The organism is Anaerolineae bacterium, assembly GCA_011176535.1.
GTDB lineage: Bacteria > Chloroflexota > Anaerolineae > Anaerolineales > DRMV01 > DUEP01.
Genome location: DUEP01000014.1, coordinates 1 through 22,263 on the forward strand (window position 1 = coordinate 1; position 22,263 = coordinate 22,263).

The window sequence follows — 22,263 nt, forward strand, 5'->3', positions numbered from 1 at the left end:
ACCCCGTGCACCCCGGCCGCGGGCACGGCGCGGAAGGGCACCCCGGCCCGGCGGACCAGTTCTTCCTCCATCCCTCCCTGACCGCCCACCCAGAGCACCTCGTCCACCTTATCCTCCAGCCGCTGGAGCACGGCCAGGGCGGGATACACCCCGCCGCCGGTGCCCCCGGCGCAAATCAACAACCGCATCGAGACTCCTTCGCTCGTTCACCTGCTTCAGGGCCCGCTGACGGGCTACACTGAGCATCCAACCAATGCCAATGGACGAGACCGTGAGGTTCGTGCCACCCGAACTGATCAGGGGCAGGTTATTGCCCGTCATGGGGATCACATTCAGCACGGCGGCCATGTTTATTCCGGCCTCAAAGACCAGCCACAGGGCCACGCCGGCCGCCAACAAGCTGCCCATCACATCGGGCGCCCCAAGGGCGATGACCATGCCCCGCCAAAGCACCACGCCAAACAGGGCGATGAGCAACAAAGTGCCCAGAATGCCCAATTCCTCGCCGATGACGGCAAAGATGGCGTCGTCGGTAGGCAAAGGCAATCCGGTCACTTTGAGCAACGAATTGCCGAGCCCCCGTCCCAGCCATCCACCGCGGGCAAAGGCCATCAGCGAAAACAACACCTGGTCGTAACTCTGGCGCGGGTCGCGCAGCCCGGCCCAATAGAACATCAGCCGTTCGCGGCCATGGGGCAACACCCACGCCCCGCCGATGCCGACCAAAAGCCCCAGCCCCAGCAGGGTCATCACCTGACCGAAAGGCGCGCCGCTGAGGAAGAACATCATGCCGCCGATGAGCGCAAAGGTGATCACCGCGCTCAGATCCGGCTCCAGCACAGCCAGAAAGGCCAGCAACCCCAGAACCATCAAGAAGGGCCACAAGCCCCACTCGTACTCACCCAGGCGGTCCTGGCGGGCCTCCAGCCACACGGCCAGATAAAGCAGGTAGGCCAGTTTGGCAAACTCGGCGGGCTGCACGGAGAATCCAAACAGCGTGCGCCCGGTGCCGCCTGAAGCCCAATGCTCCACCACCACGACCATCAACGCCAGGATAGAGACGACCATGGCAGGCACGGCCCAGCGTCGCCAGCGGCGATAGTCCACCCAACCCATCCCCAGCGCCAGCAACACGCCCATCACCGCAAACAGAGTCTGACGGCGGATGAGGTAGAAGGGATCTTTGAAGTGATAGAGGCTGTAGTCGGCGCTGGCCGAATAGACAAACACCAGCCCCATCACCACCAGCCCCAGATAGGCGGTGAGCAACCAGCCGTCGTACCCGGCAAAAGCGTGCCGCAAGCGTTTCATGGCAACTCCTCGACCCACTGGCGGAACCTGGCCCCACGCTCGGCGAAATCCCGAAACTCATCGAAACTGGTGCCGCCGGGGGAGAGCAACACCACGTCGCCCGGTCGCGCCGCATGGTAAGCCGCCCGCACGGCCTCTTCCAGCGTGTCGCAGCGCAGTACCTGCTCCGGGAGCGGGCCTTCGGCCTGGGCCAGTGCCTCCAGGATGAGGTCCCGCGCCTCGCCAAAGGCAATGAGCACCCGCACCCGCTGACGCACCAACTGCGCCCATGCATCCCAGGGCAACTTTTTGTCGCACCCACCGGCCAGGAGCACGATGGGCTCCACAAAGGAGCGGATGGCGGCCATGGCCCGCTCCGGCGCGGTGGCGATGGAGTCGTTGTACCAGGCCACACCGTCCAGCTCGCGCACCAATTCCAGGCGGTGGGGCACGCCAGCAAACCCCTCCACGCCCGCCCGCATGTGGGCCGGAGTCAGGCCCAGGGCATGGGCCACGGCGGCCGCGGCCAGCCCATTGCGCAGGTTGTGCTCCCCCCGCAGCCGGAGGACCTCCCTGGGGAACAGGTCGCGTTCCCCGGAGGAGGTCCGCAGCCGCAGGGTGTCACCGGAGACGAAGGTTCCGACCACGCCCCTGGGAGGTGGCGCCACCCCGAAGGTCAGCAACCGTCCTCGGATCCGGGGACGCAGCCCCCAGGCCCCAGGATCCTCCCTCCCCAACACGGCCCAGTCCTCCGGCCCCTGGAAATCCACGATGCGGGCTTTGGCCGCGGTATAAGCCGCCATGGTGCCGTGGCGGTCGAGGTGGTTGGGCGTGATATTGAGCACGGCGGCCACCTGAGGCGAGCGGGTCATCAATTCCAGTTGGAAACTGGAAAGTTCCATCACGGCCAGGTCGTCAGGCTGCATGGCGTCCACATCGGCGATGAGGGGGTTGCCGATGTTGCCGCCGACCCACACTTTGCGCCAGCGCCGGGGGAGGTCGGCGGCCTGCGCCTCATCATGGCTATACGAAATCCCCGCCACCTCCCCGGCCGCGCTGGCCGCCATGCGCCCCACCAGCGTCGTGGTCGTGGTCTTGCCCGCCGAGCCGGTGATGCCCACCACCGGGCAGGGCGCGGCCTCCAGGAAAATCTGCGCCTCGTTGCTCAACAGCACCCCCCGCCGCACAGCCTCCTGAATCAGCGGCAGCGTCAGCGGCACCCCACCCGAAGGGCAGACCAGGTCCACGCCCTCCAGTGCCTCCAGGGGGTGCCCCCCGACCACCCAGTGGATGGGCCAATCGGCCAGACGCTCGCGGGCGGCGGCCAGCGCCTCCTGGGGGCGGCGGTCGTTGAGCACCACCTCGGCCCCATGGCGCGCCAGGTAAGCCGCCAGGGCCGTCCCCTGCCGCCCTGCGCCGATGACCAGCACCCGCCGCCCATGCCAGGAAGTCATGCTCGCTCTCCTAAACCAACGCAATGGCCACCCCCGCCATGGCCGCCAGCAGGCTGATCAGCCAGAACCGTTGCACCACCTGGGTCTCGCTCCAGCCGGAAAGTTCGAAGTGATGGTGCAATGGGGACATCTTGAACAGCCGTTTGCCGCCCGTGGCCTTGAAGTAGGCCACCTGGAGCATCACGCTCACCGTCTCGCTCAAGGGGATCACGGCGATCAAGGGCAACAGCAGCCATTCCCCGGTCATCAGGGACACCACGCCCAAGGTCGCCCCCAGAGCCAGGGACCCTGTGTCGCCCATGAACAACTGAGCAGGGTGGACATTGAACCACAGGAAACCGAACAAGGCGCCCACCAGCGTAAAGCAAAAGCGCGCCAGGAAAATCTGTCCCTGCATCAGGGCGATGACGCCGTAAGCCGCAAACGCCGTGGCCGAGATCAGCCCCGCCAGCCCATCCAGCCCGTCGGTGAGGTTGATGGCGTTGGAGGTCGCCACGATGACGAACATGGCCACCAGGGGATACATCCAGCCCAGCCGGACGGGCGCGTCAATGCCGGGGACGAACAACTGGGGCGCTCGAAGCAGGTGCTGCAGGGCAAAGGCAACGGCCAGAGCCAGGCCCCATTGCAAGGCGAACTTGGTGCGGGCGCGCATCCCCAGGCCACGCCGCTTACCGCGAATGCCCTCCCAGTCGTCCACCGCACCCAGGAAGGCGTACCCCCACATCACCCCCAGAGGCAGCAACACCGAGCGCCCCAGCAGAGCCAAGCCCCAAATGCGGGTGGCGTGCAGGAACAGGGTGAACAGGGTCACCGGGAGGAGGAAGAGGAAGCCCCCCATGGTCGGCGTGCCGAATTTGGTAAAGTGCCGGTCCGGGCCGTCCACCCGGATGACTTTGCCGATGCGCCAGTGGCGCAGCAGGCGCAACAAGGGGTTGCCCCAGATCACGGTGACCACAAAGGACACCCCGGCCAGGGCCATGGTGAACAACGAGGGGTTGTTCATGCTTCTGCCTCCAACGCGGCCACCACGCGATCCAACCGCATCCCATGGGAGGCCTTGACCAGCACCACATCATCGGGCCGCAAGAGCGCTTTGAGCACCTCCACCGCCTCGTTGGCATCGGCGGTGGAATGTACGCGCCCGGTGGGCATACCCGCCCGCAACGCCGCCTGGGCGATCATTTGCGCCCGCGGCCCCACGGTGATGAGCACATCGGCCACCTCGGCCGCGCGGACGCCTACTTTCTCGTGGCCTTCGCGCTCGTAAGGGCCTAACTCCAGCATGTCGCCCAGCACCGCAATCCGGCGGCCCGGCAAGTCGACCAGCAGATTCAACGCCGCCAGAGTGGATTGCGGCGAGGCGTTGTAGGTATCGTCCAAAATCAAGGCGCCATTGGAAGCCCGCACAGCGATCAGACGCAACTGGGTGTGTCCCATGCGCAAACCTTCGACGATTTCCTGCCAGGTGAGGCCCTCCATCAACCCCACCGCCGCGGCGCGGAGGGCCGTATGCACCGAATGCCGGCCCAACAAGGGGGCCTTGACGGCGATGGTGTCGTCCCGGTAATGCAGGCGAAAGGCAATCCCCTCCAGGCCCAGGCCCTCGATTTCATCAGCCCACAGGTCGGCTCGCGGGTCCAGCCCATAGAAGAACACCCGGGCCTGGGTGCGCTCCGCCATCCATCGCACCCAGGGGTCGTCGTAATTGAGCACGGCCACACCTTCCGGCGCGGGAGGCAGCGCCTCGACCAATTCGGCCTTGCCGCGGGCGATGGTCTCCTGAGAGCCAGCGCGTTCAGCGTGCACCGTGCCGATGTTCGTCACCACACCCACCTGCGGCCGGGCGATGTCGCACAACAGGGCGATTTCGCCGGGAACATAGAACCCCATCTCCAACACGGCGCGCTGGTGCCCCTCGGTGAGCCGCAGCACGGTCAGCGGCAGGCCGATTTCGTTGTTCAGGTTGCCCAGATTCTTCAAGGTGCGATAGCGGCGCGAAAGCACCTGCGCCACCAACTCCTTCGTCGTGGATTTGCCCACGCTGCCGGTGATGCCGATCACCCGGAGATGAGGCAACTTGCGGCGCCAGAAGCGGGCCGCCTGCTGCAGGGCCTGCAGCGTATCCCCCACCCGGAGCAGGGCGGGAACCCGAAAGGCGGCCCAATCCTCCGGGGTCAGCGGCCGCCGCAAATCCAACACCGGATACCCCATCAGGTCCCGTTGCACCAGGGCAAAGGAAGCCCCCCGCTCGAAGGCGTCGGCCACAAAATCATGACCATCCATCCGTTGACCGGGCAGGGCCACGAACAGCGCCCCGGCCACCGCATGGCGCGAATCCACAACCACCTCGGGAATCGCCTGGGTGGCCTGGGGCCAGCGTTGCCCGGTCAGGGCCTCAACAAGATCGGCCAGGGTAAACATCGCCCGCTCCCTCAGGGTTGCCTTTGCACCAGGGTGTGCCGCACCTGATCCGGTGGGATGCCCAGAAAAACGGCCACTCGCTCCGCCACCTCTCGGAAGAGCGGTGCCACGACCCGAGAAGCCCAGTAGCCTTTGGGGGTTTCCAGCCACGCATACACCACCACCTGGGGGTCGTCGGCGGGGAGCCAGCCCACATAGGAGGCGTTGCTCAAATCGGGAGTATATCCCACGCCCTTCACGACCTTTTCCGCCGTGCCCGTCTTGCCGGCGATAGTGTATCCCGGCAGCCGCCCCTGCGCGGCCTCTCCGTCATCCCAAGGCACCAGCCACTGGCTCATCAAACGCGCCGTCTTCTCGGAGATCACCTGCCGCACCACTTCCGGGTCTCGGTGATACACATACCCATCCACCCGGATCTCCTGAACCACATAAGGCACCATCAGATACCCGCCGTTGGCAATGGCGGCGGCCGCCACGGCCATCTGCAAAGGGGTCACATCCACGGCCTGCCCAAAGCCCTGCCGCACCCAGTCGCTGTGGGACCACTGGGCCACGCCGGGGCGTGGCAGGAAGCCGGGGTTTTCGCCTGCCAGGTCGATGCCGGTGTACTGACCGATGCCGAAGGCCTGCAGGTAGGAATAGAAAGCATTCTCCGAAGGAAACTGCTTGGCCACCCAGGCCAGGCAGGTGTTCAACGAGTACTGCAAACAGGCCTGCATGGTCACCTGCCCATGCCCTTTCCGGTCCCAGTTGTACACCGGGGGGCCGTTGAAGGCGCTCTCGATGCCCACATCGTTGTACACGGTGGTCTTGTCCACCACTCCGGCGTCCAGGGCCGCCGCCATGACCAACACCTTGAACACCGAGCCCGGCTCGTAAGGGCTGTCGATGGCCCGGTTGAAGCCACCGTGAGGCTGCATGGCGTAGTCCACCGTCTCGTCATAGTCGCTCAGATTGGGACGGGGCGAACCGGCCATGACCAGCACCGCGCCGGTGTGCACATCCAACACCACCACCGCACCGCCCGCGGCGTTCTGTTCATGCACATAGCGATCCAGCAGCCACTCCACCTCGGCCTGCAAGGCGCGGTGAATGGTCAACACCAGGGACCGCTCGTGGGGTTGCCAGTCCATGGTCTCGGCCAGGGAAGGGTCCACCGGGAAGGAGCGCACCCGCTCCGCGGGAGCCAGCAGGGCATCGTAGCGCTGTTCCACGCCCAGCGTCCCCCGCTGGTCGGCGGCCTGCACAAAGCCCAGCACATTGGACGCCAGCGACCCTTCCGGGTAGTCCCGCACCGGCACATCAGTGAGCGAAAACCAGGGAATATCCTTGAAAGCCGCGCGCAACTTATTGGCCTGCTCTTCCGGGACATCCATGGCCAGCAGCACCCAGACGGCACCGCTCGCCCGCTGGAATTTCTGCAGCACCTCCTCGGGGGTAAGGCCCAGCCTGGGAGCCACATCCCTGGCAAAACTGGCCTTGTCGGGGATGCGCGTCTGGTCGACGCTTACCTCGTGGCGCAGGCGGATCCCGGCCAGCACATTGCCGTCGGCGTCCAAAATCAGCCCCCGCGGTTCGGCGCCCTGATAGGTCACCCGCTTCTGTTCGGCCATCTCGAGCAAAGTCTCTCGCGTGGGGCCCAGCAACAGCAACACCACCCGCAGCACGATAGCCAGCGCCAACAAACCCACCGCCAGAGCCATCAACCCCAGGCGACGGGGAAAGCGGCGCTCGAATGAGGCTTCTTCCTGGGACGCTGCCCCGGTGGGCATTTCCCACGGCGTGTTCACGGCTCAGCCTCCAGGGAGCAACAAGGTATCCAACAACCACTCCAAAAGCGATTCCCGGTATTCCGGGCGCGTCCACTCGGGGGCAGACGCTCTGACCGAAACGGATTGGGGAGGATGGCCCTCTTCCAACCCTCCGGGCACGGGCACGAACTCGATATCGGCCGGCGTCACCTCCTGCAAACCGGCCTTTTGCGCCTCACGATAAATGCGGTCCCACGAGGCCTCCCGCGCAATCTGGGTGCGCAACACGGCAATCTGCACCTCCAGCCGGTTCATCACCATGAGCATGCTGATCGTGGCCCTTTGGGCGATCAACCGCCGATTGCTGAGGTGCAGATCGATGGCCGTGACCAGGCCGATCAAGACCACCACCAGCACCGCCGTCCCCCACACACGGCGCCGACGCAGCCAGGGGCGTTCGCGAAAGGCTTGTTGCAGGCGCTGCATGACCGCTCCTTGTGGGAAAGCCTCACGCTTTCCCGGTGCAACTCTTGTGCCGGGGGCTACACCTTCTCGGCCACCCGCATCCGGGCGCTGCGGGCCCGGGAGTTGCGCGCCACCTCCTCTTCATCCGCCTTGATGGGAAAGGGGCGCAGCAGGCGCAAGGTAGCCCGATGGCCGCAGGTGCACACCGGCTGTTCGGGCGGGCACAGGCAATCCCGGCTTTCGCGGCGCATGAACTGCTTGACGATGCGGTCCTCCAATGAGTGGAAGGCGATCACCACCAGCCGGCCGCCGGGGCGCAAGATCCCCACCGCCTGGGGAAGCACCTGCTCCACATGCTCCAACTCGCGATTGACGGCGATACGGAGCGCCTGAAAGGTGCGCGTCGCCGGGTGCATTCCTCGCCGTCCGGAGGAGGTCACCCGGGCTACGATCTCGGCCAACTGTCCGGTCGTCCTGATGGGCCGGTGTGCCACAATGGCCCTGGCCACCCGTCGGGCCCGCCGCTCTTCGCCGTAGCGCCACAGAAGATCGGCCAAGGCCTCCTCGGAGAGGGTGTTGACCAAATCCGCGGCTGTCAAGGGCTGTTCCGGGTCAAAACGCATGTCCAGCGGTGCGTCAAAACGGAAAGAAAACCCCCGCTCCGGGGTATCCAGTTGCATGGAAGACACCCCCAAATCGAGCAGAACGCCATCCACCGGCGGCCAGCCCAGAGCGCGCCACTGCGCCAAAAGCGTGGTGTACGAAGCCTTGCGGAGCACCACCCGGTCCCCAAAACGCGCCAGGCGTTCCCGAGCCAGCGCCAGGGCTTGGGGGTCCACATCCAGGCCCAATAGATGTCCATCGGGGCTGCTGGCCTCCAGCACGCCTTCCGCATGCCCACCGGCGCCCACGGTGCCGTCCACATACCACCCCCCAGGACGCGGTTGCAGGGCTTCTAACACCCTTTGGTAAAGTACCGGCAGGTGAGGAGGACCATCCATCAGGCCCCAGCCTGCTCATCCACCACGGGGGAAAGGTCCAGCGCGGCGAAACGCTCGGCATTGGCCTCCGGATCCTCCAAAAGGTCCACTTGCCGCTCCCAGGCCTCCGCCGCCCAAATCTCAAAGTAATCCCCCACACCGACCAAGACCACTTCGCCGTTCAACTCCGCCGCCTCTCGGAGATAGGGCGGAATGAGGATCCGTCCGGAGCGATCCAACTCCACCTCGGCGGCAGCCGACAGGATGAGGCGGCGCAACAGACGCGCCTTTGGGTCGGTAATGCTCAGGCGGTTCACCCGCTGGTACAGCACCTGGAACACCGCCGGCGGCAACACCATCAAGTTACCGTCAAAGCCCTGCACCACATAGGCCCCTTCGCCTAACGCCTCGCGAAAACGGGCGGGGATGGTCAGGCGGCCTTTGGCATCCAGGGAATGCTGATACCGACCCAAGAACATATGTTCTTTGCCTCCGTTAAAGGCAGAAACGCCGGAGCGCCCCGGCGTCCCACTTTGCGCCACATTCTCCCACGACTACCCACAGTATATACGAAATCCACCGAAAACGCAAGGGGCAGTTCCATCCCTCCCACCCTGAGTTTTTTGAAACGCCAGCCCGCGCAGGGTTCCCTTACCTCCTCCTGGCCCTCTTTTCTCCAGGGGGAGGAGGAAAGCGGTACGGAGGGCCGCCGGAGGAGAAGTGGAGGTTGAGGCTCCGGCCCGAAAGGCCTCCCCAGGGGACAAAACAAACCCCCAGAGGCGCAGCCCCTGGGGGTTAGCGGTCGAAACGCAACGCGCCTTAGGCCAACTTCACCTTAGCGCCAGCCTCTTCCAACACCTTCTTGGCCTCTTCGGCCGTCTCCTTGCTCACCTGCTCGAGCAACTTGTACCCCGGGGTCTCGGCGGCCTCCTTGGCCTCCTTCAGGCCCATCTGGGTCAGTTTGCGGATGGCCTTGATGACCTCAATCTTCTTCGGGCCGACATCCTCGATGATCACATCGAATTCGGTCTTTTCCTCAGCCTGAGCGGCCTCGCCGCCAACAGCGCCGGGCATCGCGGCCGCCACGGCCACGGGAGCCGCTGCAGACACGCCCCACTTGTCCTCAAGCATCTTCACCAACTCGGCAGCCTCCATCACGGTCAGGCTGCTCAGTTCTTCCACCAGTTTTTCCAGGTCAGCCATGGTACAAAAACCTCCTTCACAGAACTTGGGTTGTATTCATCCTACAAAGCGAACCGTTGTGCCTCAGGCCGCCGCGGGCGCCTCTTGCTCGGCATGTGCCTTGATAACCGCGGCCACCTGGCGGGCCGGCTCGGCCAGCAAGCGGGCCAACTGGGAAGCCGGCGCCATGATGGTGCCCAGCAACTGCGCACGCATCACCGGCAACGGCGGCAAGGTGGCCAACCGCTTCACCTGCTCGGCCGTCATCAATTCCTGGCCCAGGAAGCCCACCTTAATTTGCACTTGCTCGTAGTCCTTGGCAAAATCCACGATGGCTTTTGCCACCGCCGGCGGGTCTTCCATGGCAAACGCCACCGCCGTACTGCCGCGCAACGCTTCCTCCGGAATGGGGAAACCCACCTCGCGCAAAGCGATTTTCAACAAGGTGTTCTTGGCCACCATGAACTTTCCGCCCGCCTCACGAATCTTCCCGCGCAACTCCTCCATGGCGGGCACGGAAAGGCCGGTATAGGTGGTGATCACCACCGCCTGGCTCTGCGTGAGCAGTTCGGTGTACTGGGCCACAAATTCCCGTTTACGTTCCTTGGTCAGGGCCAAAGCGCTCTCACCTCCTTTCGTTTTCAGGATAAGGCTCAAAACCAGCGAGCCATAAAAAAACGCGCCTTTACCGACCTACCGAGGCAAAGACGCGCATCATCCCTCATCAGGATGTCACCCATCTTCACCTCGGCAGGGTATTTAAGCCTTGTGGCACCTGCCTTCTTCGGCGAAGGGATGCGTATTATACCGCAAAAGGGCTCCAGCGGGCTACTCTTTCACCTCCAACGCCAGCGCCTGGGCGGGGTCCACCTTGACGCCGGGGCCCATGGTGGGGGTCAGGGTCAGCCGCTTCACATAGGCGCCCTTGGCCGCCGCGGGCCGGGCCTTCTTCACCGCGTCCATCAGCACGGCCAGGTTCTCCAGCAACTGCTGATCGCTGAAGGAAACCTTGCCGATGGGCACATGGAGGTTGGCCGTACGGTCCACCCGGAACTCCACACGCCCGGCCTTGGCCTCCTTGACCACCCGCGGAATGTCCTCCGCGGGCACCACCGTACCCGCCTTGGGGTTAGGCATCAACCCCCGGGGGCCGAGGACCCGCCCCAAGCGGCCCACCTTGCTCATCATATCCGGGGTGGCGATGACCACATCAAAGTCCAGCCAGCCGTCCTGAATCTTCTTGATCCAGGAATCGTCATCGGCCACATAGTCGGCGCCCGCTTCTTCGGCCAGGCGCGCGCCCTCGCCCTGGGCGAAGACCAGCACTTTGATTTCCTTCCCCAAGCCGTGGGGCAGCACCACCGTGCCGCGCACCATCTGATCCGCATGCCGCGGATCCACGCCCAGGCGCATATGCGCCTCCACCGTGGCGTCGAAGTTGGCGTAGGAGGTCTCCTTGACCAGGCGAATGGCTTCTTCAGGAGAATACAGGCGATTGCGGTCCACTTTGGCCGCGGCCTCTCGGTACTTCTTTCCTCGTTTCGGCATCGTTCCTCTCCTTGTGGTTCAAGCGGGCGGCGTCTCGCCCTCCCACCGGGATTAGTCAACCACCTCGATACCCATGTTGCGGGCCGTACCCTCAATCATGCGCATGGCCGCCTCGATGTCATGGGCGTTCAGGTCCTTCATCTTGATTTCCGCGATCTCACGGATCTGCGCCCGGGTCACCTTGCCCACCTTCTCGCGGTTGGGGGCCGAGGAGCCCTTCTCAATGCCCGCCGCCTTTTTCAACAGGAAGGACGCCGGCGGGCTCTTCAACTTGAAGGTAAAGGACCCGTCGGTGTAAATCGAAATCTCCACCGGAATGATCTGCCCCGGCTGGTCCTTGGTGCGGGCATTGTATTCCTTGCAAAAGGCCATCAAATTCACCCCATGAGGGGCCAACGCCGGACCAACAGGGGGCGCCGGACTGGCCTTTCCGGCCTCCAACTCCAACTTGACCACTGCTTTCAATTTCTTCGCCATACGACTTCTCCTTGTTGGGTGGTTTTAGCGGGCTTCAAGCCCTCCCACGCTACTGGGCCACGCTAAATCTTCTCAACCTGCAAAAAGTCCAACTCGACTGGGGTTTCCCGGCCAAAGAAGTTGACCAGCACGCGCACCTTGCCCCGCTCCATATCCACTTCCGCCACCGTGCCGCGGAAGTCGTTGAACGGGCCTTCGATAATGCGCACCCGGTCCCCCTCGCGAAAGGTCACACGAACCCGCGGCGTCTCCACTTCCATGCGCTTGAGAATCTGGGCCACCTCTTCGGGGCGCAGGGGCGTGGGTTTGTTGCCCATCCCCACAAAGCCCGTCACGCCGGGGGTGTTACGCACCACATACCACGACTCTTCGGTCATGATCATGTTGACCAGAATATAGCCGGGAAAAATCCGTCGCTCCACGACGCGCCGTTTGCCCTCTTTGATTTCCACCTCTTCTTCCGTGGGGACGATGACCTCAAAAATTTTGTCTTTCATCCCCATGGATTCGATCCGCTGCTCCAGATTGTGCTTGACCTTATTCTCATGTCCGGAATAACAGTGCACCACATACCAGGCACGGCCATCGTCCGGCTCGGCCTCTTCCTCATCCCCGGCCGGGGGGGCAGGCTGCACGCCCTCTTTCCCCTCCGCAAGAGGGGCTGCCACCTCCGTCGTTTCATCCTCCGACGCAGGGGCGACCACCCCTTCCGGCTGGGTCTCTTCTGCTCGCTCTTCATGCCCTTCAACCACGGGCTGCTCTTCCCAAATCGCCATCATGCCAACCTCACTGACCGCCAAACGCGTCAACGCGTACGCGGGTTAGGAGAACAAGCCAAACAACAACGCAAACAGTTTATTGAACAACCAGTCCATGAAACCCAAAAAGGCGCTCATCGCAAAGGTCACCAACAAGACCACCTTAGTCAGTTGGATGGCCTCCTCGCGGGTGGGCCAGGTCACTTTCCGCAATTCGCCGCGCGTCTCCCTGATCCAGCGCTGAATCGCTTTGGGATGCTTACGCGCCGGGGCCTTGGCTGTGCTTTTTGCAGTTTTTGCCGAGGCGCTCTTCTTGGGCTTCTTTTCCGCGCGCGCCTCCTTTTTCGGCGTCACCGCAGCCGACGCACCACCTTTGGTTTTCCGAGAGCGTTTCTTTGCCACCAGGCTTCTCCTTGACAGCAGGGCTCCAACACCATCAACGCCGCCCGTACAGCGGCGTTGATGGTTCTGCAGGCCAGGAGGGACTCGAACCCCCAACCGCCGGTTTTGGAGACCGGTGCTCTGCCAAATTGAGCTACTGGCCTGTGGGGAGGCCCGTCCAAGACGGACCCAGCTCACTTATTTGGTTTCGCGGTGCAGCGTATGCCGACGACACCGCGGACAGTACTTCCGCAACTCCAACCGTTGCGGGTCATTGCGCCGGTTCTTCTCCGAAGTGTAATTCCGCTCCCGGCACTCTGTACACGCCAAAGTGATGATAATCCGCACACCCTTCTTCTTGGCCATAGTTCACCAACTCACTCAATGATCTCGGTGACCACACCAGCGCCAACCGTCAAACCGCCTTCTCGAATGGCAAACTTGCTCCCTTGCTCCAACGCCACCGGCTTCAACAACTCCACCGTCAGGTTCACATTGTCCCCAGGCATCACCATCTCCACCCCTTCTGGCAGCGTGATCGTCCCCGTCACATCCGTCGTCCGAATGTAGAACTGCGGCCGATATCCGCTGAAGAATGGCTTGTGCCGCCCACCTTCATCCTTCTTCAACACATACACTTCCGCCTTGAACTTCGTGTGCGGCTTGATGCTCCCAGGTGCCGCCACTACCATCCCGCGCTCCACCTCGTCCCGGTTGATCCCGCGCAACAGCAACCCCACATTGTCGCCCGCGATCCCTTCGTCCAACTGCTTGTGGAACATCTCCACCCCCGTCACCACCGTGCTCAGCGGCTTGTCCCGCAGCCCCACAATCTCCACCGCTTCCCCAACCTTGATCTTCCCGCGCTCAATCCGGCCCGTCACCACCGTGCCGCGCCCTTTGATGCTGAACACATCCTCAATCGGCATCATGAACGGCTTCTCGACCTCGCGCACCGGCTCCGGAATGTACTCGTCCAGCACCCGCAGCAATTCCCCAATCGGCTGGTACTCCGGCGCGTTCGGGTCCTTGCTCTCGCTCTGCAACGCCTGCAACGCACTCCCCTTCACAATCGGCGTCTCATCCCCAGGATACCCGTACTCCGTCAGCAACTCCCGGACCTCCAACTCCACCAACTCCAACAACTCCGGATCATCCATCATGTCCACTTTGTTCAAGAACACCACAATCGCCGGCACTTCCACCTGCCGCGCCAGCAAAATGTGCTCCCGCGTCTGCGGCATCGGCCCGTCCGGCGCCGCCACCACCAGAATCGCGCCATCCACCTGCGCTGCGCCCGTGATCATGTTCTTAATGTAGTCCCGGTGACCCGGCATGTCCACATGTGCGTAGTGCCGCTTCGGTGTCTCGTACTCCACATGCGCAATGTTGATCGTGATCCCACGCTGCCGCTCCTCGGGCGCCTTGTCGATCTCCTCGAACGGCGTGAACTGGCCCCACCCCTGCAGGGCGCAGTACTTCGTGATGGCCGCCGTCAGGGTCGTCTTCCCGTGGTCGATGTGCCCCATCGTCCCCACGTTCATGTGCGGCTTCGTGCGCTCAAATTTCTGCTTAGCCATCCGTGCCCTCTCCTTTTTCGCAAAATTGCTGTTGTTTTCCAGAGAAACTCAAACAAACTTTCCCCTGACAGAGCACCCTCCGCCTGGGAAGAAATTTTTTTCAGAGCCCTCGACGGGACTTGAACCCGTGACCACACCCTTACCAAGGGTGTGCTCTACCGCCTGAGCTACGAGGGCTTTGAGGTGGGCAGGGAGGGATTCGAACCCCCGTAGGCATACGCCAGCTGATTTACAGTCAGCCCCCTTTGGCCACTTGGGTACCTGCCCACTTTGCGAGCCGTTACCGACTCGTCACCACGCCCCTCTCCTTAGGGCCCGCTCACCAGTCGGTAACCAAGCCGACGACGGGACTTGAACCCGTAACCAACCGCTTACAAGGCGGCCGCTCTGCCGATTGAGCTACGTCGGCGACCAAGCGCGGCCATTATACCAAATTCGCCGTTGGTCAGCAAGGTTCCAGCGGCGCTGAAGTTTATCAAACTTCGCCCCGCTCGTCAATGCCTGAAGCGGGATTGCCCCCGGTAAACCCCCGCGCCTGCCACACAAAATACAGCGCTACCGAGCCTGCTACGGCGGCGTTCAACGAAGCCACCCGCCCCTGCATCGGCAGGCGGAGCAACACATCACAGGTTTCTCGGGTCAGGCGGCGCAATCCCTCGCCTTCGCTACCCACCACTAAGGCCAAGGGGGCATCCAACCGCACCCGCTCCAAGGGCTCGGCCTCCGGGCCGCCCTCCAGCCCTACCACCCACACCCCGCGTTCCTGCAACGCGCGGATGCCTTGCGCCAGATTCATCTGCCCGATGAGCAAATGCTCGCTGGCCCCGGAAGAGGCCCGCACCACCGCCGGCGTCACGGTGACCGTGCGTCGCCGGGGCAATAACACGCCATGCACCCCCACGGCCTCGGCCGTGCGCAACAAACTGGCCAGGTTCTGGGGGTCCTGCAAGGTGTCCAGCAACAAGAACAGCGGCGGCGCCGGTCCTTTCTCGGCTCGCTGCCACATCTGCTCCAAATCGGCGTAGGGATAACCGCTGGCTTCCAGGGCCACCCCCTGATGGTTGGCCGGAACCACGGCGTCCAGCATCTTGCGGGGCACCTGCTCCACCGGCACCCCGTAAGCCTCGGCCAGACGCAGGACATCCCCTAAGCGGCCTTTGAAGCGAACTCCTTCGGCCACCCGCAGGCGGAAGAAATGTCGCCGTCCGGCTCGCAGGGCCTCGTAAACCGGATTGCGTCCATAAAGCCACTCACGCGGCATCAGGCCCTCCTAACTCATCACCAGGCTCAGCCAGACCAACAACCCAAAGCCCGCCATCAGCACGCCTGCCACCCGGTTCACCCAGACCAAAGTGCGCACATCCAGCCGCGCCCGCCATCCGCCCACCACCAGGGTGAGGCCCACCCACCACAACCAGGCGCCCACCAATACCCCCCACACCAGGGAAACCGAAGCCGAAAGCCGCAGGGCCGAAAAGATGCCCAGGAAGGCCACCGCGGTCATGGGGTTGGAGAGCGCCAGCGCCAGCGTGGAGAGAAAGGCCCCCAACAACCCCCGCGCCGTGCGGCGTTTCGCCGTCCAGAGCACTGGCCCCTCCAAACGCGTGCGCCAGAGCCGCCAGCCCACAAAAACCAACAGCAGACCGCCCAACAAGCGAAACGCCGTTTGATACCGCACCAGTTCTCCGGAGACCACTCCTGCGCCTAAACTAGCCACGGCACCATAAAAAGCGTCCCCCAGGGCCGCGCCCAACCCGGCCGCCAGCCCATACCAGCAGCCTTGCGTCAGCGTATACCGCACACACCACAGGGCCAATGGCCCCAACGGTGCAGCGACCAGCACACCCACCAGAATGCCTTGCAGAAAAAGATACACCCTCAGCACACCCAAACGCTCCCTATACAGGCCAAGATAACCTCAAACCATGCGCAACAAAAAGGCCAAGGGCGCCTCAGCGCCCTCGCCTGTCGTTCCAGAGGGGCCCCAGGTTATCTGGCCCAACGCCAGGTCGTTCCCTGGGGACTGTCTTCCAGTTGCACGCCCAGTTCGGCCAGGCGATCCCGGATACGGTCCGCCAGTTCCCACTGCTTTGCCTGGCGCAAAGCGCTGCGCACCTCGACCAGGAGGGTGATAAAAGGCTCAGCCTCGGCCCCACCGCCCTGACGCGGCGCTTCGGGCCGCAACCCCAGCACCTCCATCAATGCCCGCAACATGCTTTGAGCCGGGTGCAACTGGGCCTGGGTGGCCCCAGCGTCACGGGCCTGGTTGATGACGCGCACCAACTCAAAGAGATGCCCTAAGGCGCCCGCGGTGTTGAAATCGTCGTCCATGGCGGCCTCAAAGCCTTGCCGCGTGGCCTGGGTCTGCGCCTCTAACGAGGCCAACACCTCCCGCGGCGCGCCGGCCGCGTTGGGATACGCCGGGCGCAACCCGCCGCGCAACCGCTCCAGGGCTTTTTCGGCCTGCTCGATCACCTGGTCGTTGAAGGTGAGCGGCCGACGGTAGCCCGAATTCAGCACCATCATCCGCAGCACATCAGCCTCGTGCTCTTTCAGAAAGGCCTCGATGGTGACCAGGTTACCCAAGGATTTGGACATCTTTTCCCCGGCCATCTGGAGCATCCCGTTGTGCATCCAGTACCGGGCGAAAGGCTTTTTGCCTGTGTAGCATTCGCTCTGGACGATTTCGTTCTCGTGGTGCGGAAAGACCAAATCATTGCCGCCGCCGTGGATGTCGATTTGCTCCCCCAGATGATGCAAGTTCATGGCCGTGCATTCGATGTGCCAGCCGGGGCGCCCTTTGCCCCAGGGGCTCTCCCAGGCTGGTTCGCCGGGCTTGGCGGCCTTCCACAAGGCGAAATCCATGGGGTGCTCTTTCCGCTCGTCCACCTCAATCCGCACCCCGGTCTGCATCTCCTCCAGCCTTCGGCCGGAAAGTTTCCCATAATCGGGCACTTTCGTCACGCGGAAGTACACATCACCGTCCACCGGGTAGGCGTACCCCTTCTCTTCCAATCCCTTGACGATGCGAATGATCCAGTCGATCTCCTGGGTGACCCGGGGCTTCACCGTGGGAGGAAGCACATTCAAATCCCGCAAATGCTGCTCAAACTCTGCGATGTACCTTTCGGCCAACACAAAGGGGTCCACCCCTTCTTCACGCGCCCGTTTGATGATTTTGTCGTCCACATCGGTGTAATTCATCACATGGCGCACCTTATAACCTTTGTATTCCAGGTAACGCCGAATGATGTCAAACACCAGGACGGACATGGCGTGGCCCACATGGGCCTTGTCATAGACCGTAGGCCCGCACACATACATGCGGACTTCGCCGGGGACCAGGGTTTCAAAAGGTTCCTTTTTCCGCGTCAACGCGTTGTAGACCATCAAAGCCATACACGACCTCCAGAAAACCGCCTTCGGGACCCCTGAGGGGCTGACCGACCCCGAGAGTGAGGGCCCACACCCCAAAAGTCCGGGCACTAACGGTGTTCCTCTTTGGGACGGGCAAACAACATCCGGCCAGCCGCCGTCTGCAGGGCCTTGGTCACCACCACCTCGATCTCCTGCCCGATATAAGGTTCGCCCTGTTCCACCACGATCATGGTGCCGTCTTCCAGATAGGCCACGCCCTGATCCGGTTCCTTCCCCGGCTGGATGACCTCGACCGTCAAACTTTCGCCGGGGAGGTAAACCGCCTTGACCGCGTTGGCCAGTTCGTTGATGTTCAACACCTGAACGCCCTGCAACTCGGCAATGCGGTTGAGATTGTAATCGTTGGTCAACACGGCGGCCTTCAACTGTCGGGCCAGGATGAGCAACTTGTCGTCCACATCCCGCACATCGCGCACATCCATGTCGGTGATGCGTACCGGGATGTTGGGGTCCTGCATCAGTTCGTTGAGGATATCCATGCCGCGCCGACCGCGCTGGCGGCGCAGGGGGTCCGGCGAATCGGCAATGTGCTGCAACTCCTGCAGCACGAAGCGCGGGATGACCAACACTCCCGAAAGGAAGCCGGTGCGGGCGATGTCGGCCACCCGACCGTCGATGATGACGCTGGTGTCCAGCAAAATCATCCGCTGGCCGCCTTCGCCGGCCGCCTCGCTCTCAGGTCGCACCACCCAGCGAATGACCCAAAACAGGTCATTTTGGCGCATGACGAACACCGCCACCCCCAGATAGGCAAACACCACGGCGACCACGAAAGGCAACCAGTTGCTGAAAGGCGCCGGCAACCGTGACAGGGGGAAGGAGACCAGGATGGCGATGAACAGCCCCACGGCCAAACCAGACAGCCCGGCAAAAAGGGTCTGCGGCGAAAGGCGCCCCAACCAACGCCGAGCCCACCCTAACGGGCGAGTGGTGAAATAAGGTGTCATGATCAAACCAAACAAAGCGCCCAGCAGGGCAAACAAAATGGCATAAGTGACCTTGTCTCCCCCGATCAAATGGCCCAAACGAATGCCGCCATACACACCGGCCACACCGAAACCTACGAAGCCCAAAAGACGAAAGATAAATTCAACACTCATACCCCTGCTCCGGATAAATCCTGATAAATCCGAACACGATCGCGCCGCCCCGAAAGCCGTTTCCCTTCCCCCATGGCCTTTGAGCGGCCTCACAGCGAGCGAAATAATGAGAAAAATGAAGGCCCGCCGTCGCGCCAATCATAGCATGGAGACCAGGGAAAGTCAACGGCGACTACCTGAAGTCAGGATATGAGTTGGAACACCTTATGGGAGGTGCGGCAACCTGCAAGAAGCCATACACCTTATATCATTGCGAGGCCCGAAGCATTCCCCTCGCCAGCGTGGGGAATGGACAAGGTCTTTCGCTCGCCGACGAGGAGATGGCTTCGGCCCCTTACGGGGCCTCGCCATGACAGGACGGCCGACTCTTGTACCTTGTCCGAACTCACATCCGAACCTCAAGACTACCGCTTGCGCCAAAGGCTGAGGCCAAACAACGCCGTGCTGAGCAGCACAATCGCCGCGCCGGAAGGCAAATTCCACAGCGCCGAGAGCCACAACCCGGCCACCACACTCAACACGCTCATCCCCACCGCCAGGGCCATCATCACGGCGAAATCGCGCGTCCAGCGATAGGCGGCAGCGGCCGGGGTCACCAAAAGGGCCGAGACCAGCACGATCCCCACCACCTTGATCGCAGCCACTACCGTGAGGGCGATCAGGGTGAGCATCAGGTAGTACAACGGCCCCTCCGGGATTCCGGCCACCCGCGCCCCTTCGGGATCAAAAGTGATAAACAGGAACTCTTTGTAGAACAGCGTCACGGCCAACACCACCAACACCCCTACGCCGACCACCACCCATAAGTCACTGGCCCGGATGGCCAAAATGCTCCCGAAAAGATAAGCCATCAAGTCCTGCTCATACCCTCGCCGGAGGGAAAACAGCAACACGCCAAAGGCCATCGAGGCGGCGAAGAAAATCCCCACCGCGGTATCTTCCTTGAGCGCCCCCTTGCGGGAAACCGCCCCAATGCCCCACGCCACCAACACACAGAACCCAATGGCGGCTACCAGAGGGTGAATGCCCAGCCAAAGGCCCAGAGCCACCCCGCCCAAAGCCGCATGAGCCACGCCGGTGCCGATGAAGGACATCCCCCGCAACACCACATACACTCCCATCAACGCCGCCATCACCCCCACGAGGACTCCGCCGAACAGCGCCCGTTGCATGAACGCATAGTGCCACAACGCCATCCTACCCCTCCTCAAAGATCAGCACTCGTCTCCCCGGCCACGCCGGAGGTCGGGCTGCTTGACCACCATGTGGGGCACATGCCCATGGTGGAAGAAAACCACCTCGCAGCCGTAAGCCTCGGCCAGGGTGGTGTCGGTCAGCACCACTTCAGGTCGATCGTGGGCCACCACCCTCCGGTTGATGCACGCCACGATATCCACATATTGCGCCACCACCCCCACATCATGGGAGACCAGCAACACCGTGATCCCTTGCCGGTTCAAGCGCCACAACAACGCGTAAAGACTCTCGCTGGCTGCGGCATCCACGCCGGCCGTGGGCTCATCCAACAGCAGCAAATCGGGGCGGTTGACCAGCGCCCGCGCCAGGAATACCCGCTGCCGTTGTCCGCCCGAAAGGTCGCTCAACGGGCGATGGAACAATTCCGGGATACCCACCTCAGCCAGGGCCTCCTCCACGGCCAACCTGTCCGCCTTTCCGGGGCGGCGGAACAACCCCAGCCGGCCATACCGTCCCATGAGCACCACATCCCTCACCCGCAGCGGGAAACGCAAATCCACCTGCTGCACCTGCGGCACATAGCCGATGCGCGTGCGCAGGCGGCCCAACTGCTGAGGCGGCCGGCCAAATACCTCCACCTCGCCAGCCGAGGGGGAGACCAGGCCCAAAATCACCCGCAACAGAGTAGTCTTCCCCGCCCCGTTGGGGCCGATGAGGGCGACGAACGCCTCTTCCGGCACCTCCAGCGAGGCTTTCTCCAGGGCCACGATGTGACCGTAAGTCACCGTCACCTCGTGCACCCGAACGACCAACGGCTTTTCGCTCACGGTTCGCGCTCCAATCCACGCTGGAATTGCGCCAGGTTCCAACGCATCAGGTCCAGGTAATGCACTCGGGGCGGCACACCCCCGAGGGGGTCCAGGGGCAACAACCGGGCCCCGGTCTCGGCGGCAATGGTCTCCGCCGCCTGAGGGGGGAATTGCGTGCGGGTAAACACCGCCCTGGCGCCGGTGCGTCGGACGGTCTCCACCACCTGGGCGATGTATTCCGGCGAAGGCTCCTTGCCCGGGTACGGCTCCACATAAGCCGCGGCGGTCAGGCCGTAATCCGCCAAAAAGTAGTCCCAGGCCGGGTAAATGATCACCTGACGGGTGCGAAAGTGCGCCACCGCCTCCTCGATTTCGGCATCCAGAGCCTTCAATTCGTCCAGATAGCGCGCGGCGTTGGCCCGGTAGATGCGCTCGCCGTCCGGATCAACCTCGATGAGAGCGTCCCGAATGCGCTCCACATACACCATGGCCCGCTTGGGGCTCAGCCAGAGATGGGGGTTGACGTGTTCCGTGTCGCCCTCCGGGCGCAGGATCATCCCCTGGCTCAGGGGCACCACCTTGAGATCCGGGTTTTGGGCCGCCTCGATCACCTGGGGGGCCCAGAATTCCAATCCAGCGCCGTTGAGCACCAGCAGCCGCGCCCGGCTGAGGGCCACCATCTGCGCCGCGGTGGGCTCGTAGAGATGGGGATTGCTGCCCGGTGGGATCATGGTCACCACCTCCACCCGCTCCCCGCCCACTTGGGCGACGAAATCGGCCAGGGGCGGGATGCTGGCGACCACGGTGATGCGCTCCTGGGGCGGCGCAGCCCCTCCCGCGGTGCACCCCACAAGCGCCAGAGACCACATCAAAGCCAACAACAATTGGCGTACCCGGCGTTTCATCATGGCACCTCCTGGAGATTTTGCTGGCATTCAGGGCAAAGGCCAAAGAACTGCAACCAGTGGCTCTCCAGCCGAAAGCCGCTCTGACGGGCCACCTCAGCCATCAAGGCGCTGATATCATCGCCTTTGAAAAAGTACACCCGTCCACAAACGGAGCACAGGGCCAGATGGACATGGCCTTCGGGGACGGCCACATAAGCACCACACCCATCCGGGCGGTGCACCCGTTGCACCAAGCCCACTTCGGTCAGTTTGTCCAGCGTGCGGTACACCGTCACCAGGCCCAACCGGGGATAGTAAGCCCGCGCCTGCTGAAAGACCTCCATCACTTCCAGGACCCGGTCCGACGCGGCCAGCACTCGGGTGACGGCCTCACGGGGCAAGGTGCGGCGATAGCCCTGGGCCTGCAACCGAGCCCACCATTGCTCCAGGCGCTCCTGCACCTCTGGAACGGCCTTCGAGGTCATGGGACACTCCGCGGATAACTGAAAACGGTTTTCATTTTCGCCCCCCTGATTATACCA

At 63.2% G+C, this 22,263-nt stretch carries 25 protein-coding genes, 4 tRNA genes and 1 other annotated feature; all 29 genes read right to left on the reverse strand.

The annotated features are described in order from the left end of the window. Nucleotides 1-188 (reverse strand): UDP-N-acetylglucosamine--N-acetylmuramyl-(pentapeptide) pyrophosphoryl-undecaprenol N-acetylglucosamine transferase (locus G4O04_02815; GenBank protein ID HEY57469.1); only part of this gene is annotated, 188 nt, incomplete at its 3' end. Further along, nucleotides 109-1,311, reverse strand: a complete 1,203-nt coding sequence (locus G4O04_02820) for an FtsW/RodA/SpoVE family cell cycle protein (GenBank protein ID HEY57470.1) — start codon at nt 1,309-1,311, stop codon at nt 109-111. The genes G4O04_02815 and G4O04_02820, both read right to left, overlap by 80 nt. Next, nucleotides 1,308-2,744, reverse strand: a complete 1,437-nt coding sequence (gene murD, locus G4O04_02825) for a UDP-N-acetylmuramoyl-L-alanine--D-glutamate ligase (protein HEY57471.1) — start codon at nt 2,742-2,744, stop codon at nt 1,308-1,310. Before murD ends, G4O04_02820 begins: the two co-directional genes overlap by 4 nt. 10 nt (nt 2,745-2,754) lie before the next feature. Next, nucleotides 2,755-3,750: a phospho-N-acetylmuramoyl-pentapeptide-transferase gene (locus G4O04_02830; GenBank protein HEY57472.1), complete on the reverse strand. Its 996-nt coding sequence runs from the start codon at nt 3,748-3,750 to the stop codon at nt 2,755-2,757. Continuing rightward, a complete protein-coding gene (locus tag G4O04_02835; protein ID HEY57473.1) occupies nt 3,747-5,168 on the reverse strand; it encodes a UDP-N-acetylmuramoyl-tripeptide--D-alanyl-D-alanine ligase in 1,422 nt (473 codons plus the stop codon). Before G4O04_02835 ends, G4O04_02830 begins: the two co-directional genes overlap by 4 nt. A gap of 11 nt (nt 5,169-5,179) precedes the next feature. Beyond that, complete coding sequence (locus G4O04_02840; protein ID HEY57474.1) at nt 5,180-6,958, reverse strand: penicillin-binding protein 2; 1,779 nt, start codon at nt 6,956-6,958, stop codon at nt 5,180-5,182. A 3-nt stretch (nt 6,959-6,961) separates the two neighbouring features. Further along, nucleotides 6,962-7,405: a hypothetical protein gene (locus G4O04_02845; protein HEY57475.1), complete on the reverse strand. Its 444-nt coding sequence runs from the start codon at nt 7,403-7,405 to the stop codon at nt 6,962-6,964. Nucleotides 7,406-7,461: 56 nt separating this feature from the next. Next, nucleotides 7,462-8,385 (reverse strand): 16S rRNA (cytosine(1402)-N(4))-methyltransferase RsmH, encoded by a 924-nt coding sequence (gene rsmH / locus G4O04_02850; protein HEY57476.1) that lies wholly within the window; start codon nt 8,383-8,385, stop codon nt 7,462-7,464. Next, nucleotides 8,385-8,843 (reverse strand): division/cell wall cluster transcriptional repressor MraZ, encoded by a 459-nt coding sequence (gene mraZ / locus G4O04_02855; protein HEY57477.1) that lies wholly within the window; start codon nt 8,841-8,843, stop codon nt 8,385-8,387. The genes rsmH and mraZ overlap by 1 nt, the downstream gene beginning before the upstream one ends. A 340-nt stretch (nt 8,844-9,183) precedes the next feature. Beyond that, entirely contained in the window at nt 9,184-9,567 is a 384-nt protein-coding gene (gene rplL, locus G4O04_02860; GenBank protein ID HEY57478.1) for a 50S ribosomal protein L7/L12, read from the reverse strand. A 63-nt stretch (nt 9,568-9,630) separates the two neighbouring features. Beyond that, nucleotides 9,631-10,164 carry a 50S ribosomal protein L10 gene (gene rplJ, locus G4O04_02865; GenBank protein HEY57479.1) on the reverse strand — a complete coding sequence of 178 codons (534 nt, stop codon included), beginning with the start codon at nt 10,162-10,164 and terminating at the stop codon, nt 9,631-9,633. A 45-nt stretch (nt 10,165-10,209) separates the two neighbouring features. Beyond that, nucleotides 10,210-10,352, reverse strand: a sequence feature (ribosomal protein L10 leader region). Nucleotides 10,353-10,374: 22 nt separating this feature from the next. After that, a complete protein-coding gene (gene rplA / locus G4O04_02870; GenBank protein HEY57480.1) occupies nt 10,375-11,094 on the reverse strand; it encodes a 50S ribosomal protein L1 in 720 nt (239 codons plus the stop codon). A gap of 51 nt (nt 11,095-11,145) precedes the next feature. Beyond that, complete coding sequence (gene rplK, locus G4O04_02875) at nt 11,146-11,571, reverse strand: 50S ribosomal protein L11 (protein HEY57481.1); 426 nt, start codon at nt 11,569-11,571, stop codon at nt 11,146-11,148. A 62-nt stretch (nt 11,572-11,633) separates the two neighbouring features. Continuing rightward, nucleotides 11,634-12,206 carry a transcription termination/antitermination protein NusG gene (nusG, locus tag G4O04_02880; protein HEY57482.1) on the reverse strand — a complete coding sequence of 191 codons (573 nt, stop codon included), beginning with the start codon at nt 12,204-12,206 and terminating at the stop codon, nt 11,634-11,636. Between the two features lie 186 nt (nt 12,207-12,392). Beyond that, complete coding sequence (gene secE / locus G4O04_02885; GenBank protein ID HEY57483.1) at nt 12,393-12,683, reverse strand: preprotein translocase subunit SecE; 291 nt, start codon at nt 12,681-12,683, stop codon at nt 12,393-12,395. A gap of 117 nt (nt 12,684-12,800) precedes the next feature. Next, a tRNA-Trp gene (locus tag G4O04_02890) sits at nt 12,801-12,874 on the reverse strand. A 34-nt stretch (nt 12,875-12,908) separates the two neighbouring features. Beyond that, nucleotides 12,909-13,076 (reverse strand): 50S ribosomal protein L33, encoded by a 168-nt coding sequence (gene rpmG / locus G4O04_02895; GenBank protein ID HEY57484.1) that lies wholly within the window; start codon nt 13,074-13,076, stop codon nt 12,909-12,911. Between the two features lie 11 nt (nt 13,077-13,087). After that, the gene (gene tuf, locus G4O04_02900) at nt 13,088-14,290 is read right to left on the reverse strand and encodes an elongation factor Tu (GenBank protein HEY57485.1); all 1,203 of its coding nucleotides are present in this window, start codon (nt 14,288-14,290) and stop codon (nt 13,088-13,090) included. A 104-nt stretch (nt 14,291-14,394) separates the two neighbouring features. Further along, a tRNA-Thr gene (locus G4O04_02905) sits at nt 14,395-14,467 on the reverse strand. Nucleotides 14,468-14,474: 7 nt separating this feature from the next. Then, a tRNA-Tyr gene (locus tag G4O04_02910) sits at nt 14,475-14,557 on the reverse strand. Nucleotides 14,558-14,626: 69 nt separating this feature from the next. Then, nucleotides 14,627-14,699, reverse strand: a tRNA-Thr gene (locus G4O04_02915). A gap of 66 nt (nt 14,700-14,765) precedes the next feature. Continuing rightward, nucleotides 14,766-15,551 carry a 23S rRNA (guanosine(2251)-2'-O)-methyltransferase RlmB gene (rlmB, locus tag G4O04_02920; protein HEY57486.1) on the reverse strand — a complete coding sequence of 262 codons (786 nt, stop codon included), beginning with the start codon at nt 15,549-15,551 and terminating at the stop codon, nt 14,766-14,768. A 9-nt stretch (nt 15,552-15,560) separates the two neighbouring features. Beyond that, nucleotides 15,561-16,175: a LysE family transporter gene (locus G4O04_02925; GenBank protein HEY57487.1), complete on the reverse strand. Its 615-nt coding sequence runs from the start codon at nt 16,173-16,175 to the stop codon at nt 15,561-15,563. A gap of 104 nt (nt 16,176-16,279) precedes the next feature. Continuing rightward, on the reverse strand, nt 16,280-17,689 hold the full coding sequence (locus G4O04_02930) for a cysteine--tRNA ligase (protein HEY57488.1): 1,410 nt from the start codon (nt 17,687-17,689) through the stop codon (nt 16,280-16,282). An 86-nt stretch (nt 17,690-17,775) separates the two neighbouring features. Next, nucleotides 17,776-18,828 carry a TRAM domain-containing protein gene (locus G4O04_02935; GenBank protein HEY57489.1) on the reverse strand — a complete coding sequence of 351 codons (1,053 nt, stop codon included), beginning with the start codon at nt 18,826-18,828 and terminating at the stop codon, nt 17,776-17,778. A 404-nt stretch (nt 18,829-19,232) separates the two neighbouring features. Next, nucleotides 19,233-20,024 (reverse strand): metal ABC transporter permease, encoded by a 792-nt coding sequence (locus G4O04_02940; protein HEY57490.1) that lies wholly within the window; start codon nt 20,022-20,024, stop codon nt 19,233-19,235. Nucleotides 20,025-20,042: 18 nt separating this feature from the next. Further along, nucleotides 20,043-20,837 carry a metal ABC transporter ATP-binding protein gene (locus tag G4O04_02945; GenBank protein ID HEY57491.1) on the reverse strand — a complete coding sequence of 265 codons (795 nt, stop codon included), beginning with the start codon at nt 20,835-20,837 and terminating at the stop codon, nt 20,043-20,045. Nucleotides 20,838-20,848: 11 nt separating this feature from the next. Then, complete coding sequence (locus tag G4O04_02950) at nt 20,849-21,742, reverse strand: zinc ABC transporter substrate-binding protein (GenBank protein HEY57492.1); 894 nt, start codon at nt 21,740-21,742, stop codon at nt 20,849-20,851. Continuing rightward, nucleotides 21,739-22,206 (reverse strand): transcriptional repressor, encoded by a 468-nt coding sequence (locus G4O04_02955; protein ID HEY57493.1) that lies wholly within the window; start codon nt 22,204-22,206, stop codon nt 21,739-21,741. Before G4O04_02955 ends, G4O04_02950 begins: the two co-directional genes overlap by 4 nt. Nucleotides 22,207-22,263 lie beyond the last annotated feature (57 nt).

What these genes read in the sequence shown, in the direction of transcription:
- G4O04_02820 (HEY57470.1), bottom strand. Translation starts at nt 1,311, where the DNA reads ATGAAACGCTTGCGGCACGCTTTTGCCGGGTACGACGGCTGGTTGCTC.
- murD (HEY57471.1), bottom strand. Translation starts at nt 2,744, where the DNA reads ATGACTTCCTGGCATGGGCGGCGGGTGCTGGTCATCGGCGCAGGGCGG.
- G4O04_02830 (HEY57472.1), bottom strand. Translation starts at nt 3,750, where the DNA reads ATGAACAACCCCTCGTTGTTCACCATGGCCCTGGCCGGGGTGTCCTTT.
- G4O04_02835 (HEY57473.1), bottom strand. Translation starts at nt 5,168, where the DNA reads ATGTTTACCCTGGCCGATCTTGTTGAGGCCCTGACCGGGCAACGCTGG.
- G4O04_02845 (HEY57475.1), bottom strand. Translation starts at nt 7,405, where the DNA reads ATGCAGCGCCTGCAACAAGCCTTTCGCGAACGCCCCTGGCTGCGTCGG.
- rsmH (HEY57476.1), bottom strand. Translation starts at nt 8,385, where the DNA reads ATGGATGGTCCTCCTCACCTGCCGGTACTTTACCAAAGGGTGTTAGAA.
- mraZ (HEY57477.1), bottom strand. Translation starts at nt 8,843, where the DNA reads ATGTTCTTGGGTCGGTATCAGCATTCCCTGGATGCCAAAGGCCGCCTG.
- rplL (HEY57478.1), bottom strand. Translation starts at nt 9,567, where the DNA reads ATGGCTGACCTGGAAAAACTGGTGGAAGAACTGAGCAGCCTGACCGTG.
- rplA (HEY57480.1), bottom strand. Translation starts at nt 11,094, where the DNA reads ATGCCGAAACGAGGAAAGAAGTACCGAGAGGCCGCGGCCAAAGTGGAC.
- rplK (HEY57481.1), bottom strand. Translation starts at nt 11,571, where the DNA reads ATGGCGAAGAAATTGAAAGCAGTGGTCAAGTTGGAGTTGGAGGCCGGA.
- rpmG (HEY57484.1), bottom strand. Translation starts at nt 13,076, where the DNA reads ATGGCCAAGAAGAAGGGTGTGCGGATTATCATCACTTTGGCGTGTACA.
- tuf (HEY57485.1), bottom strand. Translation starts at nt 14,290, where the DNA reads ATGGCTAAGCAGAAATTTGAGCGCACGAAGCCGCACATGAACGTGGGG.
- rlmB (HEY57486.1), bottom strand. Translation starts at nt 15,551, where the DNA reads ATGCCGCGTGAGTGGCTTTATGGACGCAATCCGGTTTACGAGGCCCTG.
- G4O04_02930 (HEY57488.1), bottom strand. Translation starts at nt 17,689, where the DNA reads ATGGCTTTGATGGTCTACAACGCGTTGACGCGGAAAAAGGAACCTTTT.
- G4O04_02935 (HEY57489.1), bottom strand. Translation starts at nt 18,828, where the DNA reads ATGAGTGTTGAATTTATCTTTCGTCTTTTGGGCTTCGTAGGTTTCGGT.
- G4O04_02940 (HEY57490.1), bottom strand. Translation starts at nt 20,024, where the DNA reads ATGGCGTTGTGGCACTATGCGTTCATGCAACGGGCGCTGTTCGGCGGA.
- G4O04_02950 (HEY57492.1), bottom strand. Translation starts at nt 21,742, where the DNA reads ATGATGAAACGCCGGGTACGCCAATTGTTGTTGGCTTTGATGTGGTCT.
- G4O04_02955 (HEY57493.1), bottom strand. Translation starts at nt 22,206, where the DNA reads ATGACCTCGAAGGCCGTTCCAGAGGTGCAGGAGCGCCTGGAGCAATGG.